The organism is Knoellia sp. 3-2P3 (assembly GCF_029223115.1).
GTDB lineage: Bacteria > Actinomycetota > Actinomycetes > Actinomycetales > Dermatophilaceae > Pedococcus_A.
Map to the genome: position 1 here is coordinate 289,316 of NZ_JARGZE010000004.1, position 16,005 is coordinate 305,320.

At 73.6% G+C, this 16,005-nt stretch carries 18 protein-coding genes; 12 read left to right on the top strand and 6 right to left on the bottom strand.

All coding sequences use genetic code 11. The features are described from left to right. Positions 1–75 precede the first annotated feature (75 nt). The 7 genes from P0Y31_RS13920 to P0Y31_RS13950 all read left to right on the top strand — a co-directional run bounded on the left by P0Y31_RS13920 (position 76) and on the right by P0Y31_RS13950 (position 5,915). Positions 76–2,247, top strand: coding sequence for an ATP-dependent DNA helicase UvrD2 (locus P0Y31_RS13920; protein ID WP_275870360.1), 2,172 nt, complete (start codon positions 76–78; stop codon positions 2,245–2,247). Positions 2,248–2,382: 135 nt separating this feature from the next. Beyond that, positions 2,383–2,661 carry a hypothetical protein gene (locus tag P0Y31_RS13925; protein WP_275870362.1) on the top strand — a complete coding sequence of 93 codons (279 nt, stop codon included), beginning with the start codon at positions 2,383–2,385 and terminating at the stop codon, positions 2,659–2,661. A gap of 261 nt (positions 2,662–2,922) precedes the next feature. Next, complete coding sequence (locus P0Y31_RS13930; protein WP_275804574.1) at positions 2,923–3,210, top strand: WhiB family transcriptional regulator; 288 nt, start codon at positions 2,923–2,925, stop codon at positions 3,208–3,210. Next, positions 3,210–3,464 carry a hypothetical protein gene (locus P0Y31_RS13935; protein ID WP_275870364.1) on the top strand — a complete coding sequence of 85 codons (255 nt, stop codon included), beginning with the start codon at positions 3,210–3,212 and terminating at the stop codon, positions 3,462–3,464. The genes P0Y31_RS13930 and P0Y31_RS13935 overlap by 1 nt, the downstream gene beginning before the upstream one ends. Before the next feature lie 88 nt (positions 3,465–3,552). After that, a complete protein-coding gene (locus tag P0Y31_RS13940; RefSeq protein WP_275870366.1) occupies positions 3,553–5,046 on the top strand; it encodes an alkaline phosphatase family protein in 1,494 nt (497 codons plus the stop codon). Positions 5,047–5,094: 48 nt separating this feature from the next. After that, positions 5,095–5,691, top strand: coding sequence for an HhH-GPD-type base excision DNA repair protein (locus tag P0Y31_RS13945; protein ID WP_275870368.1), 597 nt, complete (start codon positions 5,095–5,097; stop codon positions 5,689–5,691). 5 nt (positions 5,692–5,696) lie between these two features. Beyond that, positions 5,697–5,915 carry a hypothetical protein gene (locus tag P0Y31_RS13950; RefSeq protein WP_275870370.1) on the top strand — a complete coding sequence of 73 codons (219 nt, stop codon included), beginning with the start codon at positions 5,697–5,699 and terminating at the stop codon, positions 5,913–5,915. On the opposite strand, the gene P0Y31_RS13955 is transcribed toward P0Y31_RS13950, so the two are convergent. From P0Y31_RS13955 to P0Y31_RS13965, 3 genes are all read right to left on the bottom strand, one after another. After that, positions 5,916–7,253, bottom strand: coding sequence for an AarF/ABC1/UbiB kinase family protein (locus P0Y31_RS13955; protein ID WP_275870372.1), 1,338 nt, complete (start codon positions 7,251–7,253; stop codon positions 5,916–5,918). After that, positions 7,250–8,266: a TOMM precursor leader peptide-binding protein gene (locus tag P0Y31_RS13960; RefSeq protein WP_275870374.1), complete on the bottom strand. Its 1,017-nt coding sequence runs from the start codon at positions 8,264–8,266 to the stop codon at positions 7,250–7,252. The genes P0Y31_RS13955 and P0Y31_RS13960 overlap by 4 nt, the downstream gene beginning before the upstream one ends. A gap of 191 nt (positions 8,267–8,457) precedes the next feature. Further along, positions 8,458–8,616 (bottom strand): DUF5679 domain-containing protein, encoded by a 159-nt coding sequence (locus P0Y31_RS13965; RefSeq protein WP_091756008.1) that lies wholly within the window; start codon positions 8,614–8,616, stop codon positions 8,458–8,460. 134 nt (positions 8,617–8,750) lie between these two features. On the opposite strand from P0Y31_RS13965, the gene P0Y31_RS13970 reads away from it, so the two are divergent. Beyond that, positions 8,751–9,584 (top strand): enoyl-CoA hydratase/isomerase family protein, encoded by an 834-nt coding sequence (locus tag P0Y31_RS13970; RefSeq protein WP_275870376.1) that lies wholly within the window; start codon positions 8,751–8,753, stop codon positions 9,582–9,584. A 117-nt stretch (positions 9,585–9,701) separates the two neighbouring features. Beyond that, complete coding sequence (locus P0Y31_RS13975) at positions 9,702–10,301, top strand: M48 family metallopeptidase (RefSeq protein WP_275870378.1); 600 nt, start codon at positions 9,702–9,704, stop codon at positions 10,299–10,301. Here the strand turns inward: P0Y31_RS13975 and P0Y31_RS13980 are convergent. Both P0Y31_RS13980 and P0Y31_RS13985 read right to left on the bottom strand, forming a co-directional pair. After that, the gene (locus P0Y31_RS13980; RefSeq protein WP_275870380.1) at positions 10,290–10,871 is read right to left on the bottom strand and encodes an NUDIX domain-containing protein; all 582 of its coding nucleotides are present in this window, start codon (positions 10,869–10,871) and stop codon (positions 10,290–10,292) included. The genes P0Y31_RS13975 and P0Y31_RS13980 overlap by 12 nt on opposite strands. After that, on the bottom strand, positions 10,868–12,490 hold the full coding sequence (locus P0Y31_RS13985; RefSeq protein ID WP_275870382.1) for a zinc-dependent metalloprotease: 1,623 nt from the start codon (positions 12,488–12,490) through the stop codon (positions 10,868–10,870). The genes P0Y31_RS13980 and P0Y31_RS13985 overlap by 4 nt, the downstream gene beginning before the upstream one ends. A 61-nt stretch (positions 12,491–12,551) precedes the next feature. On the opposite strand from P0Y31_RS13985, the gene P0Y31_RS13990 reads away from it, so the two are divergent. The 3 genes from P0Y31_RS13990 to P0Y31_RS14000 are packed head-to-tail and all read left to right on the top strand — an operon-like array spanning position 12,552 to position 15,282. Next, positions 12,552–13,685: an NAD(P)H-binding protein gene (locus P0Y31_RS13990; RefSeq protein WP_275870385.1), complete on the top strand. Its 1,134-nt coding sequence runs from the start codon at positions 12,552–12,554 to the stop codon at positions 13,683–13,685. Continuing rightward, positions 13,682–14,164: a molybdenum cofactor biosynthesis protein MoaE gene (locus P0Y31_RS13995; protein WP_345803639.1), complete on the top strand. Its 483-nt coding sequence runs from the start codon at positions 13,682–13,684 to the stop codon at positions 14,162–14,164. Before P0Y31_RS13990 ends, P0Y31_RS13995 begins: the two co-directional genes overlap by 4 nt. Positions 14,165–14,169: 5 nt before the next feature. Beyond that, entirely contained in the window at positions 14,170–15,282 is a 1,113-nt protein-coding gene (locus P0Y31_RS14000) for a PDZ domain-containing protein (RefSeq protein WP_275870387.1), read from the top strand. A gap of 33 nt (positions 15,283–15,315) precedes the next feature. Here P0Y31_RS14000 and P0Y31_RS14005 read toward each other — a convergent pair whose 3' ends face one another. Next, the gene (locus P0Y31_RS14005; protein ID WP_275870389.1) at positions 15,316–15,870 is read right to left on the bottom strand and encodes a PPA1309 family protein; all 555 of its coding nucleotides are present in this window, start codon (positions 15,868–15,870) and stop codon (positions 15,316–15,318) included. Positions 15,871–16,005: the final 135 nt, after the last annotated feature.

Consider the following 16,005-nt stretch of genomic DNA (forward strand, 5'->3'; position numbering starts at 1 on the left):
GGCGGTTCAACGCCGCAATCCTCTCAAAACTTCCCGATCGAGCTCCGTCGGGGAGGTCTGAGAGACTCACCTGCGATGTCGACGACCAGCCCTGCCCTCCCCACCCATCCCACCGCCGACGCCGTCCTGGCCGCGCTCGACCCCGAGCAGCGCGAGGTGGCGGCGAGCCCGCTGGGGCCGATGTGCGTGCTCGCCGGGGCAGGCACCGGCAAGACCAGGGCGATCACCCACCGCATCGCCTACGGCGTCCTCGCCGGCGCCTACCAGCCGCAGCGGGTGCTGGCTGTGACCTTCACGGCGCGTGCGGCCGGTGAGATGCGCACCCGGCTGCGCGACCTCGGCGTCGGCGGCGTTCAGGCCCGTACCTTCCACGCCGCTGCGCTTCGCCAGCTCCACTACTTCTGGCCCCAGGCCGTCGGCGGAGCGGCGCCGGAGGTGATGAGCCACAAGGCGCCCGCCGTGGCGCAGGCCGCGGCGTCGCTGCGGCTGCAGTTCGACCGCACCGGCATCCGTGACCTCGCCGCCGAGGTGGAGTGGGCCAAGGTCAACATGCTCACCCCCGAGACGTATGCCGCGGCCGCCACCGCCGCGCGTCGGGAGCCACCGGGCATCGACGCGACGGGGATGGCTCGACTCCTCGAGGTCTACGAGGGGGTCAAGGCCGACCGGGGCGTCATCGACTTCGAGGACGTGCTGCTGGTGACGGTGGGCATCCTCGCCGAGCACGACGACATCGCGCGCACGGTGCGCCAGCAGTACCGCCACTTCGTCGTCGACGAGTACCAGGACGTCAACGCCCTCCAGCAGCGCCTGCTCGACCTGTGGGTGGGCGAGCGCGACGACGTCTGCGTGGTGGGCGACCCCGCCCAGACCATCTACTCCTTCACGGGCGCCAGCCCTCGGCACCTGCTCGGGTTCACGCAGAAGCACCCCCGGGCCAAGGTGGTGCGGCTCGTGCGCAACTACCGGTCCACGCCCCAGATCGTCTCGCTGGCCAACCTCGTGGTCCGCGGCCCCGGAGGCCAGGCGCGCAGCCACAGCGTCCAGCTCGAGGCCCAGGGCGAGCCAGGGCCGCAGCCCGTGCTCAGCTCCCACCCCGACGACCCGGCCGAGGCCGCGGCCATTGCGGGGGAGATCGCCGAGCGGGTGGCTGCCGGCGCCTCGCCCGCCGACATGGCGATCCTCTTCCGCACCAACGGGCAGTCCGAGGCCTTCGAGTCGGCGCTGGCCGAGCGCGACATCCCCTACCTCGTGCGGGGTGGTGAGCGCTTCTTCGCCCGCAAGGAGGTGCGCGACGCCATCCTGCTGATGCGCGGCGGGGCCCGCTCCGACGACGGCAGCCAGCCCCTGACCGACCTCGTGCGCGACATCCTCGTCGGCGCTGGGTGGACGCGCGAAGCCCCCTCGAGCGGAGGAGCGACCCGTGAGCGCTGGGAGTCGCTGGCGGCGCTCGCCGCGCTCGCCGACGAGCTCGTCGCGACCAGTCCCGACGCGCGGCTGTCCCAGTTCGTGCGCGAGCTCGACGAGCGGGCCGCCGCCCAGCACGCGCCCACCGTGCAGGGCGTGACGCTGGCGTCGCTGCACGCCGCCAAGGGCCTGGAGTGGGACACCGTCTTCCTCGCCGGGGTCTCCGACGGCTTCCTGCCGATCACCATGGCCGACACCGCGGAGGCGATCGAGGAGGAGCGTCGCCTGATGTACGTCGGCATGACCCGCGCCCGCCGCGAGCTGCGCCTGTCGTGGGCCGGGGCCCGCACCCCCGGCGCGCGGGCCACGCGGCGGCCCTCGCGCTTCCTCGACGGCACGGCGAGCATCCTCGGCGACGGTGCGCGGGCGCCCCGCAAGGCGGCCCGTGCCGCAGGCTCGCGGGGAGCCTCCCTCAAGCCGTCCCTGCCGGCGAAGTGCCGCGGCTGTGGCGCCGAGCTGGCCACTGCGGCCCAGCGCAAGACCGGCCGGTGCGACGAGTGCCCGCCGAGCTACGACGAGGCGACCTTCGAGCGCCTGCGCGAGTGGCGGCTGGCCACCGCGCGCGCGGCGAGCGTGCCGGCCTACGTCGTCTTCACGGACGCGACGCTGACCGCCATTGCCGAGGCGGAGCCGGCCGACGAGTCCGATCTGTCACGCATTGCCGGTGTGGGCGCACGCAAGCTCGGCCTCTACGGCGCGCAGGTCCTGGCCATCCTCGGTGGGTCCGACGCCGTCGAGGTCTTCGAAAGCGCCTCTGCCGCAAGGGAATCCGGGGGCTGAAAGGAAGTCCTGCAAATTCTTGGCAGGAAACCCGATAAATACGTTGCTGGCCCTTCTCGCCAGCCGCTACTCTTTTCGAACGTCAAGCCCAGCGGCCCGCCGGCCGGCTGGGGACCGCGAGAAACAGAAGGAGGGATGGCCCTGATGGAGAGCATCACCATGACGACGACGACGCAGATCTCCAGCGTCCTTTCCGTCTGCCCGCAGGCCAACCCGATCCGCCTCGCGGACACTCGTGTCTGGATCCAGGGGACCACTGTGTCCGGCGTCGCCTCCGATGCCCGTGGCGTGTTCGCCGTCAAGGTGCGCCCGGCCTTCTACGCCGGTCGCCGCTTCGGCGCCACCGCCCCCAAGACCACCGTTCTCGACCACATGGATGTCGTCCACCTCCGCACCGGAGAGCCACCTGTCTAGGCGAAAGCCCCAGGTCTCTCCAAAGGCCGCGGAACCCGACATCCGGGATCCGCGGCCTTTCTGTTTGTCCCAGCAGACGGGTTTGCCTCGGACCACACCAGCAAAGGCAGACCAGCACCAGATGGCAGCACCACCGATGAATGAGCAGGACAGCACCGATCAGTACCGGTCGAAGGCCCTCCACCAGGGGTTCGGAGACCTGACCAGCAGCCGAGAGGCCGTCACCACCGTGACGGGGACGAAAAGGGGAGGTGACACCCGATGCAGTTGAGCGCACTCCACGACCTGAACGAGCAGGCCGCTGTGGCCGGCGCCGGCATCCCGTGTCAGGAGAACGACGCCGAGATGTGGTTCGCCGAGAGCCCGGAGGGGGTCGAGTTCGCCAAGGCGCTCTGCGGCACGTGCCCGGCCCGCGCCGCGTGCCTGGCGGGAGCCATCGACCGCGCCGAGCCGTGGGGCGTCTGGGGCGGTGAGCTCTTCATCCAGGGGGCGATCGTCGCCCGCAAGCGTCCCCGTGGCCGCCCGCGCAAGAACCCGGTGGCTGCCTGATGACGACCACCGCCGCCCTCCACACCTCCGGTGCGCTCGTGGGCTCGGCCGTTGCCGCCGAGCCCGCGGGCCGCACCCACCCACCAGATGTCTTCAGTCTTGTCCTCACCAGGAGATCCACCATGTTCCAGTCCTTGCACGCGGACCTCGCCCGAGCCCATCGCAGGCGCCGCCAGCGCGAGTTCGAGCGCCAGCTCCAGCGGCGCGCCCAGCAGGAGCTGATGCTCCAGCTGCCGCGCATGCTGGCCCGATGAGGTGACGCACCACCACGCGAACCCACCCGGACGCCGAGTCCGGGTGGGTTCGCCGTTGTGCGGCAAGGGGCGCCCCTAGGGTTGGGCCATGTCCCGTGATGCCGTCATCGCCGCGCTGTGCGCCCCCGACCTCGCCGCCATGGTCGACCTCGTGCTGTGGGTGGAGACCGCGGGTGACGGCAGCCGCGTGGCACACGCCGCCAACCACCTCGGCCGGGTGAGGCTGCACCCCGGTGGTCGGCACGAGGTGCTCGAGGGCACCGACCCGATCGCCAGCGAGGACCCGATGGCGTTCCTGCCGTACGAGCGGGAGATCGACGGCGAGGGGCCGCGGGTGTCCACCGACAACGCCTACCCCTATGCCGCCGAGCGCATCCTCTCGCTGTTCGCCCACCCCGAGCGCAGCCCCGACGTCGCAGTCGTGCACACCCCGCGCCACTTCTTCCCCGATGAGGGCGGGCACCACGGCGAGCACGGCTCCCTCGACGTCATCCAGTCCCGGGCGCCGCTCATCCTCTCGGGGGCGCGGGTCACCCGCCGTGGGCCGGTCGACGAGCACGCGCGGCTGGTCGACGTCGGGCCCACCCTGGCCCACCTGGCCGGCGTGCCAGACTCCGACCTCGTTGACGGAGAAGGGGACCCGCTCGACGGCAGCCCGCTCACGGCATACCTCGAACCACTGCCCGAAGGGCAGCCGCGCCGGGTCGTCGGCATCCTGTGGGACGGCGCCCACTGCAGCGACCTGCTGCACCTCGCCGAGAAGGGCGAGCTGCCGGGCGTGGCCCGGCTCATCGAGCGCGGAGTGGCCCTGCGCGGCGGTGCGGTGGCGGAGTTCCCCAGCGTCACGCTGACCAACCACACCTCGATCCTCACCGGACTGGGGCCGGGGCGGCACGGCGTGCTGGGCAACGTCTACTTCGACCGGGCCACCGGCGAGCGCGTCGTGCCCAACGACGAGGCGACGTGGCACCGCAGCGCCGAGTGGCTGCACCCCGAGGCCCGCACCGTCTTCGAGATGGTGAACGACCACGTGCCGCCGCGGCAGGGCCCGCGCACGGCCAGCGTCGACGAGGCCATCGACCGCGGCGCCGACTACGCGACGATGCAGCTCATCCGGGCCAGCGGCAACAGCCGGGGCGCAGGCGGGCTCGGTGACCAGCTGCCCGACCCGCACACCTCGCCGTTCCTGGGCGACCCGGCGTACCTCGACGACGGCTACTTCCGCTGGGGGGTCCAGGTCGACGACCTCGGCCTGCAGCAGATGCTGCAGCTGTGGGCCGACCCGGCCACCGCGCCGGTGCTCACCTGGTGGGCCAACGTCGTCACCGACGCCGGCCACCACGGGGCGGGTCCGCGCTCCGACATGGCGCGTGACGCCTTCCGGCAGGCCGACCGGCGGCTGGTGGCGTTCCTCGACCACCTCGACGCCCTGGGGGTCACCGACGAGGTGACGTTCCTGCTGACCGCCGACCACGGGTTCGAGGGCGCCGACCAGACCGTGACCGGCTCGTGGGCCCCGGCGCTCGACGCGCTCGGCATCCCCTACCGCGACGAGGGACCGGGGTTCGTCTACCTGCACTGACCCACGCACGGGTACCGGCCGCCGCGCGCCGCTGGCTACGCTGCCGCCATGGCCACCGCCCAGCCCACCATCCGCATCGCCCAGGACGAGCACGCAGACGAGGTGCTGAGCAGCGACCCGTTCGCCCTCCTGGTGGGGATGCTGCTCGACCAGCAGTACCCGATGGAGCACGCCTTCCGTGGCCCCGCCAAGGTGCTCGACCGGTTCGGCACGCTCGACCCGGCGCGCATCGCCGAGGCCGAGCCGGAGGCCTTCGCCGACCTGTGCGCGACGCCCCCGGCGATCCACCGCTACGGCCGCTCCATGGCCGGGCGCATCCAGGCGCTCGCCGCCGTGGTGCGCGACGACTACGACGGCCGGGCCGAGACCCTGTGGACGGAGGCGGCTGACGGCGCCGACCTGCTGGCCAGGCTCAAGGCGCTGCCCGGGTTCGGCGACCAGAAGGCGCGCATCTTCGCCGCCCTCCTCGGCAAGCAGCTCGGGGTCCGGCCGGCCGGTTGGCAGGAGGCGATCGGCCCCTACGCCGAGGACGGCTCCTACCGTTCCGTCGCCGACGTCGTCGACCCGGCGTCGCTGCAGAAGGTGCGGGAGTTCAAGCAGGCCGCCAAGGCGGCGGCCAAGGCGTCCGGCCCGAAGAAGGGCTGAGGGGTATGCCGGGGGGACCGGACCCCGCCGAGACGCCGGCCGCGGTGGGGCAGGCGGGCCCCGTGGTGTGCACCACCTGTGGCGCGACCCCCGGGGACGAGGCGCTGGCCCGGCTCACCTGGACCCGAGGGGCGGAGAACGGCCGCGACGTCTGGACCTGCGACCGGTGCAGCCGGCAGCACCTGCGCAGCATCGAGGGCAAGCTCGACTCGTCGTGGTGGTGATCAGTCGGTGGCGGGCGGCAGGTGGCGCAGCCGCATGCCCGGCATGTGCTCGATGATGATCGCGCGCGCAGGGACCACGCCGTCGAGCTGGCACAGGACGCCGATGCCGCCGAGCCAGACCCGGTGGATCAGCAGGTAGGACGGCGGCAGGTTCAGCTTCATCCCGGTGAGGAACTCGGGCTGGCGCACGTCGTTGATGTGCTGGGCCATGCCGCGCAGCCAGGCCCGGCTGAACTCGAACTCCTCGTGGCGCATCGGCTCGATGAGCGGGTCGAGGTAGGTCAGCACCTCGTGCGGGTCGACCTGCATCGCCGGCTTGATGAAGCCCTCGCGGCGCAGGCCGTCGGCGAGCGCGAGCGCGTCGCCCTCGAGCGCGTCGGAGATGAGCTCTCCCATCGCCGAGGGCAGGCCGCCGGGGAGCCGGTTGACGGCCCCGAAGTCGATGACGCCGAGCCGGCCGTCGGGCGTGAGCCGGAAGTTGCCCGGGTGCGGGTCGGCGTGCAGCAGGCCTGCACGGTGCGGGCCGACCATGAGGAACTCCAGGTAGAGCCGGGAGGCCTCGTTGCGCTGCTCTCGGGTGCCGGAGGCCACGATCTGCGACAGCGGGGTGCCGTCGAGCCACTCCGAGACGATGACGTGCTCGCTGTTCACCAGCACGTCGGGCACCACGAAGTGCGGGTCGTCGCGGAACACCTTGGCGAAGCGCCGCTGGCTGGCCGCCTCGAGGTTGTAGTCGAGCTCCTCGCGCATCCGCGACTTGAGCTCGTCGGTGATCGGCTTGATGTCGATGCCGGGGATCCAGCCACCGGCCACCCGGGCCACCCGGGCCAGCTGGTTCAGGTCGCTGACGAGGGCCTCCGCCGCCCCGGGGTACTGGATCTTCACGGCCACCGGCCGCCCGTCGCGCCAGACCGCCCGGTGCACCTGCCCGATGGAGGCGGCCGCCGCGGGGGTGTCGTCGAAGGACTGGAACTTCGCGGTGCGCCAGCGTGGCCCGAGCTCCTCCGCCAGCACCCGGTGCACGGTGGCGGCGGGCATGGGCGGGGCGGCCTCCTGCAGCTTGGTGAGGGTCGCCCGGTAGGGCCCGGCGATCTCCTCGGGCATGGCCGCCTCCATGACGGACAGTGCCTGGCCGAACTTCATGGCGCCGCCCTTGAGCTCGCCGAGGACCTTGAACAGCTGCTCGGCTGTGCGGGCCTGCAGCTCGGCGGCCACCGCCTCCGCGGGCTTGCCACCGACGCGCTTGCCGAGCCCCACAGCGGTCCGCCCGGCGAACCCCAGCGGGAGGCTGGCGAGGCGGGCGGTGCGGCTGACCGCTTTGCGCGGAAGGTCACTCACCCCGCCATTGTCGCTGACGCACCGGAGGATCGGCGCTCCGGCTCGGGCTTTGCCCCACCCGCCCCAGCCGGGGCGTCACCGGCGGGGCAGCCGCACTGCGGGTGCGGTGCCCAGACCCGCTCGCTCAGGCGGGGGACCGACAGGCCGATCCGGACGGAGGTGCCGGGGGCGCTCTCGTGGCCGTCGAGCGCGGCCAGCACCGTCATGGCCGCCAGGCCCGCCGTGGCGAAGACCAGCGAGGTCTCGCCCGAGACCTCCGCCGGCGGGCCCACCGCGGCCGGGGTCAGCTGGGCCAGCACGGCGGGCCAGGCGGGGTCGTGGTCGGCCCGGGTGAGGTCGAGGCAGCGCAGGCACGGCCCGGTGCCGGGCACGACCAAGGGGCCGACCTCGGCGCTGGTGCCGTGCAGCACCACCGGCAGGTGCGGCACGCGGGCGCGCACCCAGGCGTTTGCCGCGTCAGCAGCCAGCGCGCCGACGGCGACGAGCACCACGACGTCGGGCGGTGCCCCGGTTGGCGCGTCGGCCGCGTACCGCCCGCTCGTGACCAGGCCCACCCCGGCCTGCCGCAGCGCCTGCGCGAGCAGGGCCGGCAGGCTGCCGGCGCCCACCACCAGGACCCGGCGGCGCGTGCGGCGGCCGAGCACGGCATACCCGTCGTCGCGGTTGCGGTAGGCGCAGGCGAGGGCCTCGGCGTCCGGGCGCAGGGTGGCGCGCAGCGGCGAGGGCAGGCTGGCGAGGTCGAGCCGGTGCGCCGGCGACTCCACCGTGAGGGCGTGGCTGCGCAGGGTGTGCAGGATGGCGGCCACCCGTTCGGACGGGATGCCGCGCTCGGCCGCCCAGGCGGTGGCGCCGGGCTCGTCGAGGCTGCCGTCGAGCCGCTCGAGCAGGCAGATCTCGTCGTCGGCGAGCCCCTCGAGCACCACCCCGACGGCGGGGTCGAGCCCGAGCTGCACCTGCCCGGCACCACGCCGCAAGGGGCGGAACTGCGCCTTCAGGCGGGGCCGGGCGACCATCGACCGCCTCCTCGCGGGCCGGGCTGGTGGGGTGGAACGCCCAATCTGGCACAGCGCGGGGGAGCCGCAGCGGCGTCGTCCACAGGGCCCCCCACCGCCGCAGCGCCCGCCGGGCACGCGAGAGGGGCGGGACCCGGCCGAAGCCGGACGTCCCGCCCCTCGCGCGTTGGCTAGCTGGGTGAGGCTGTGCCTCAGGCCTTGCCGAGAATGCGGTTGAGGTTGGTGCCGCAGACGGGGCACACACCCTTGGCCATGCGGCGGCCGTTGGTCTCGACGACCTTGCCCTCGGCCTCGCGCTTCTCCTTGCACTTCACGCAGTAGAACTCGCCCTTGTAGGTCTCGTCAGCCATCGCGTCTGTCTCCTTGTCGATATCACCGCACGGTTGCGGTGCTGGACTTCGGCAACCGTAGACCATGCTGAGCACAAAATCGCGTACCGGGGCGTGTCGGCCGTGCTCAGCGGGACCCCCCTAGGCTCTCGCCCATGACCCCCGAATCGCCGGCGCAGTGGTGGACCAGCCCCTTCGAGGACCTGCGGGTGGAGGCGCGGGAGGCCTCCGGCCGACGGATCGCCGTCGTCACCTTCGACCTGCCCGAGCGCCGCAACTCGATGAGCACGGCGATGACCCGGTCGTGGGTCCGGCTCGTGGGGCTGCTCCGCGAGGACCCCGGGCTGGCCGCCGTGGTCGTCACCGGCGAGGGCTCGGCGTTCAACGCCGGCGGCGACCTGTCGTGGATCGTCTCCGAGCCCGACGCACCCGTCGTCGACCTGCGCGAACGCATGCTGGCGTTCTACCGCTCATGGCTGACGGTCAAGCAGCTCGAGGTGCCGACCATCGCGGCCCTCAACGGCCACGCCATCGGGGCCGGCTTCGCGCTCGCCCTCGCCATGGACATCCGGTATGCCGCCGATGACGCCAGGCTGGGGGTGCCGTTCACCTCCCTGGGGCTGCACCCCGGCATGGCGACGACCTGGTCGCTGCCCGACGTCGCCGGTCACGCCGTGGCCCGCGACCTGCTGCTCACCGGTCGCATCGTCACAGGTCAGGAGGCTGTCGGCCTGGGGCTGGTCTCGCTGGCGGCGCCGGCCGAGGAGGTGCTCGGCCACGCCCTCGAGGCGGCCGACCGGATCGCCGCGGCCGCCCCGATCGCGACCCGGCTGACGCTGCAGGCGGTGCGCGACGGCGGCCACGCCACCTTCGAGCGGGCGCTGGAGTGGGAGGCCCTCGCGCAAGCCGTCACGCTGGCGAGCGAGGACCTGCACGAGGGCATCGCGGCCGCCGCGCAGAAGCGTGCGCCGGTCTTCCACGGCCGCTGACCTGCTTCCCCGTTCGGGGTATTCGCGCGCATCATGACCCTCGCAGATACCCCGACCCGGTGTGGGGTTGGCCGCAAAAACCTAGGTCAGCGGGCATCGGTGGCCTATGTTCGGGGAGTGGACACGCCCGAGGTCGAGGTCCGGCGCAGTCGCCGGCGCCGTCGCACGGTGAGCGCCTACCGCGAGGACGGGCGCACCGTCGTGCTGATCCCTGCCCGCTTCACCAAGGCCGAGGAACGCCAGTGGGTGTCGACGATGGTCCACCGGCTCGACGCCGGTGACCGCCGTCGCAGCCCCAGCGACGCGGAGCTGACCGCCCGCGCCGAGGAGCTCTCCCGGCGACACCTCGGCGGGCTCGCCAAGCCGGCCAGCATCCGGTGGGTCGACAACCAGCAGTCCCGGTGGGGGTCGTGCACCCCGGCCGACGGCAGCATCCGCATCTCCACGCGGGTACGCGGCATGCCCGGCTACGTCCTCGACTACGTCGTGCTGCACGAGCTCGCCCACCTGATCGTGCCCGGGCACGGCAAGGACTTCTGGTCGCTCGTCGGCGGCTTCCCCCGCACGGAGCGGGCCCGGGGCTACCTCGAGGGCGTCGCTGCCGCGGCCCAGCTCGACCTGGCGCAGGCCGGCTCCGGCGGGGAGCCCGAGGAGGCCAGGGGGCAGGACGGCGTCGCCGCGCTCGAGGTCGACCCGCCGCCGGGCTCAGCCGAGTAGCCGGCGCGCGGCTCGGGCCAGGGGCAGGATCTCCTCGCCGCTGTCTGCGGGCAGGTCGTCCACGTCCCACCAGCGCACGTCGAGCGACTCCTCGCTGACGGCGAACCCGGCCTCGTCGGTGGCCACGCCGGCATACCGCAGGTCGAGGTGCTCGCGGCAGCGCCCGAACCCCGACGCGATGAGGCGGTGCCGGTCGACGTGCACCAGCGCCGGGACCAGTTCCAGGGCGGCGATCCCGGACTCCTCGCGGGCTTCGCGCGTGGCCGCTGCCAGCACCGAGGTGTCCTGCGGCTCGAAGTGGCCGCCGAACTGCAGCCACAGGCCTGCCTTGGCGTGCAGGGTGAGCAGCACCTTGTCGAGGCTGGGGTTGAGCACCAGAGCGCTCGCGGTCAGGTGGGCGGGCGGTCCCTGCTTCCACATGGCGTCCTCGTGCACGTCGAGGTGCTCGAGCAGCTCGACGCGCAGCGCGTCCTGCTGCGCGTCCGGGGCGTCCCACGAGCGCAGCACGGCGCGCGCGTCCTCGCGCAGCGCGAGGTATGCCGTGGGGGCACCCGTCGAGGCAGCCGTCACCGGCCGTCCCCGCCGGTGCCGCCCTCGCCGCCGGTCCCGTCCTCGCGCAGCAGCTCGTCGAGGGCGGCATCGAGGTCGCTGCCGGTGGGGGACCCGACGCGCTCGACGTAGCCGAGCGGGTCGTCGAGGTCGGCTGCGGTCGGTGCCACGTCGGGGTGGCCCCAGGCGGCGTCGCGGGCGGCGGCACCGTGCTTGGCCTCCACCGCTGCGAAGAGGTTGGCGGCGTCGCGCAGGCGTCGCGGGCGCAGCTCGAGGCCGACCAGCCCGCTGAACACCTTCTCCGCCGGCCCACCGGTGGCCCGGCGGCGGCGCACCGCCTCCCCGAGGGCCGCGGTCTGCGGCAGGTGGTCGCGGGTGGCGCGCTCGGTGACGACGTCGACCCAGCCCTCGACGAGCGCGAGGTAGGTCTCGAGCCGGCCGAGGGCGGCCTTCTGGGCAGGGCTGGGGTCGGGTCGGAAGAGCTGGTCCTGCAGCGCGGCCTGCAGGGCCTCGGCGTTGGTGGGGTCGACCTGCTGGAGGCCGGCCTCGATCCGCTCGGTGTCGATGGTGATGTCGCGTGCGTAGTCGCGCACCGCGGCGAGCAGCTGGGGCCCGAGCCAGGGCACGTCGGCGAACAGCCGCACCCGGGCGGCCTCGCGCACGGCGAGGTAGATCCGGACCTGGTCGAGGTCGACCTCGAGGCCCTCCGCGAACGCCGCGACGTTGGCCGGCAGCAGGGCCACGGCCTGGTCGCTGACCAGGGGGAGCCCGACCTCGGTGCCGCTGACGATCTCCTGGGCGAGCGCGCCAACCGCCTGGCCGACCTGGAGGCCGAACATCGAGCCGCTCATCCGGGCGAGCATCGGCTCCACCTGCCCGAGCAGCGTCTTGGGGTCCATGCCGGCAGGGAGCACGCCCTCGGGCAGGGCGCCCTCGCCGAGCTGCTCGAGCTGGCCGCGCATGGCCGCGCTGATCGCGCGTCCGACGCCCTCGGCGACGGGCTCGACCAGGCTGCGCCAGGTGGGCATGGTGGCCTCGACCCACTCCGAACGGCTCCACGCGTGGGTGCTGATCCCGGGCGGGCCGAAGTCGGTCACCTGGTCGAGCCAAAGACCGGCCACCGAGGCGGCCTGAGCGACCTTGGCCGCCTCCGAGGCGGAGACCGACGGGTCACCGGCGGCGGCCACGGCCTTGCGCGCGGCGTCGGTGGCCATGGCGAGGTTGAAGGGCTCGTCGCTCGAGCCGGAGAACATCGCCTGCACCTGCGCGGTCATCATCTGGAGCATGGCGGGGTCGATGTTCTCGATGCCCATGCCCTGCAGCATCCGGGCCATCTCGGGGTCGAGGCCCTGACCTCCGGTGAGGCCGGAGAGCATCGCCTCGATCTCCGGCGGGAGCCCGGAGCCGCCGGTGCCCTCGCCCGGAGCCGCCCCGGCTCCGGCTCCGAAGCCGGCGGGGCGCGACGGGCCGGGCGTGCCGGACTGGCCGGGCGAGCTGGGGCGCAGCGGCTCGAAGCGCGGCCTGCCGTCGCCCTGGTCGCCCGCGTCGGGCTGGTCGGGCTGCTCCCTGTCGTCACCCCGCTGGTCCCGCTGCTCGTCATCGGGATCGGATGGTCCGGGGGTGATGGGCTGGTCTGGCACGACGGCTCCTGTGGCCTGCTGCGAGGATGTGTCTCCACTAGACAACCACGTGGAGGCCACAGTGAGTTCCCCCCGGGGCGCGGTTCGCTCCCGGCGTAGCGCCGTCACCGTCGCCGTGGTCGGCGCGCCGGGGCCCGTCGGCCGTGCCGTGCTGCGCGAGCTCGTGGGGGCGGCAGCCCGTGGCGGTGCGGGCGAGCGCGGCGGCGCCCGCATCGCGTCGGTGGTGGCGGTCAGCCCCGAGCCTCCCGAGGTGGGCGGCACCGAGTGGCGCCAGGGCGACCCAGGCGACCCGTCCCTGGCCGCAGCCTTGCACGACGTCGACACCGCGGTCTACGTGGCGGCGCGCGACGACCTCGCCCGCGAGCTCGCGGAGGGGCGGGCCGTCCGCCGGGACCGCAGCCTGCGGCGGGCGCAGACGGTCATCACCGCGGCGGCGGCGGCCGGCGTGGGCCACCTGGTCGTCGTCACCAGCGCGAAGGTCTTCGGTGCGCGACCGGACAACCCCGTGCCCCTCGACGACGACGCGCCGCTGAGGGCGGTGGCCGACGGGGGCCAGGTGGGCGACCTGATGGACGTCGAGCAGCTGGTGGCGGTGGCGCGTGAGGTCCACCCGGGGCTGCGGATCACGGTGCTGCGGCCGGCCGCCCTGGTCGGCGACGGCGTCGACACGGTCATCACGCGTCACTTCGAGGCCCCGCGGCTGCTCACCGTCAAGGGCGCCGAGCCGGTGTGGCAGTTCTGCCACGTCGACGACCTCGGATCGGCGGTTGCCGTGGTCGCCAGCCACGGTCTCGGCCCCGCCCTGACGGTGGGCAGCGAGGGTTGGCTGACCCAGGACGAGGTGGAGCGCCTCACGGGCATGCGGCGGGTCGAGCTGAGCCTCGCCGTCGCCCAGGGAACCGCGGACCGGCTCCACCGCGTTGGGGTGTTGCCGACCCCGGCCAGTGACCTGGCCTTCGTGCTCCACCCGTGGGTGGTGTCCTCCGGGACCCTGCGCGCACACGGCTGGGAACCGGCATACGACAATGCAACGTGTCTCGGCGTCCTGCTCGACGGGATCCGGGGATCGCACGCGGTGGCCGCCCGACGGCTCGACCGCAAGGACGCGGCGCTCGGCGCCGCCAGCGCCGCAGTGGCCATGGTGGGCACGGCGGCGATCATGCGGCGCAGGCGCCGCAGGGGAGGTGGATCGTGACCAGGCTGACCGGCGAGGGTGCCACGAGCGGCGAGGACGCCGCTGCGGCAGCACCGCCCACCACGGTGGTGCTGTGCGACGTGCGCGAGGAGCGGCTGTCGGTGGACGAGGTGCTCACGGCGGTGAGGCACCCCGAGTGCGGCGGCATCGCGCTCTTCGTCGGCGTGGTGCGCGACCACGACCACGGCAGTGACGTCGCGGCGCTGGACTACTCCGCGCACCCGAGCGCCGTCGAGACCCTGCGGCGGGTGTGCGAGGAGGTGGGTGGCCGGCACGGCATCGGGCGCCTGGCCGCCGTGCACCGCACGGGCCACCTCGAGGTGGGCGACACCGCAGTCGTGGTCGCCGTGGCCGCCCCGCACCGGGGCGAGGCGTTCACCGCCTGCCGCGACCTCATCGACACCCTCAAGTCGACCGTGCCGATCTGGAAGCACCAGCGCTTCTCCGACGGCTCCGACGAGTGGGTCGGCCTCCCGTGACCCGGATGCCCAGCCCTCCGCCCCCGTCGTCCGGGCCGCCTGCACCGGCGCTCGACGGTCCCGACCCCTACCGGTTGTCCCGCCGCTCGGTCTACACGCTCGCCGGGGTCTTCCTCGGCATCGCGCTCGCGGCCGTGCTGTCGATCGTCGGCATGCCCTACGTGGTGATGCAGCCGGGTCCGATCTCCAACACCCTCGGCACGATCGAGGACAAGCCGCTGATCACGGTCAAGGGCGCCGAGACCTTCCCCACGAGCGGGACCCTCGACTTCACGACCGTGCGCGTGCTCGGCGGCCCCGGCGACAAGGTCAACGCCTGGGAGGTGCTCTGGGCCGCGATCGACCCGACCAGCGACCTCTACGACGAGGAGCTCATCTTCCCCAAGGGCCTGACCAGCAAGCAGGTCGAGGAGGAGAACACCGCCGAGATGGTCGGCTCCCAGCAGGAGGCCATCGCGGTGGCCCTCAAGGCGCTCGGCAAGCCGGTCACCGAGCGGGTGACCATCGCCAAGGTCGCGGACGACGCGCCGTCGGCCGACCAGCTGAGGAAGGACGACCAGATCGTCGCCGTCGACGGCCAGCCGATCCGCAGCTCCGAGGACGTGCGCACGGTGATCCAGAAGCACGAGCCCGGCGACACCGTGTCGATGCAGCTGCGCCGGGACGGCTCCCTGGTCGACGTGGAGGCCACGACCCGCGACTCCGACGGGCGCGCGACGATCGGCGTCTTCCTCGGGCGCGAGTTCGACTTCCCGGTCGACGTGCAGATCCACGCCGGCGACGTGGGCGGTCCGTCGGCGGGCACCATGTTCGCCCTGGGCATCTACGACACCCTCACGCCCGGAGCCCTGACCGGCGGGCAGCACATCGCCGGCACCGGGACGATCGACTCCTCCGGCGCGGTCGGGCCGATCGGAGGCATCCGGCAGAAGCTGGTGGGTGCCCGCGACGGCGGTGCGAAGTGGTTCCTCGCCCCTGCGGACAACTGCGACGAGGTCGTCGACCACGTGCCCGACGGGCTCCGGGTCGTGCGGGTCTCGACGTTCGACGAGGCGCGCAAGGCCGTGCAGGACATCGCCGCGAAGCAGGCGGACGCCCTGCCGACCTGCACGCGCTGACGCGCAGCCCTGCCGGTATGCCGCGTGCAGGGCTCAGTCCTGCAGCGTCGCCCTGAGCGCGTGCACCAGGCCGGGGGCGAGGTCCTCGCCCATGGCGACCTGGTCGTCGCTGTCGTGGGCGCGCTGGCGCAGCAGGCAGCGGCTCTGCCCGTCACGGGTCACGGCGACGAGCAGCCGCACGTCACGCCGGTCGGGGTGGCCGGCGAGCGCCTCCACCGCCTGCTCCGGGTTGGCGGGCAGGTCGCGCTCGGCCTCCGGCGGCACCACGACGCGCTCGACGGCGAGGGCGACGCCCACCACGGTCTCGGGCCACGACATCCGGCCCAGCAGCGACTCCATCGAGGAGGTGCGGGGCAGGTCCTCCTGCTCGACCGCCGACAGGGCGCCGGGTGCGAGGTCCGGGCCGCTCAGGCCGGCCCGCAGGTGCGGCTCGCGCTCGAGCAGGTCCGCGGTGGGCACGAGCGCGAAGATCCGGGGGTTCTGGTCCCACCCCGAGGCGGCGACGTGGCGCTCGGTGTCGAGGGCGGCGATGGTCAGCGGGTCCGCGACGGGCTGGGGCTGGGAGGTCACGGGGCCATGGTGCCCCATGCCCGGCGGCACACGGCACGGGGGCCGGACCCGGTATTCGCAGACCCTGTGGGGAACCCCGACAGCACTCGGTAAGTTGGCACTGAATGAGGCGGTGCTTCGGGTGCCCGCCCCAGGCAGATCGGGCGTGTCGTG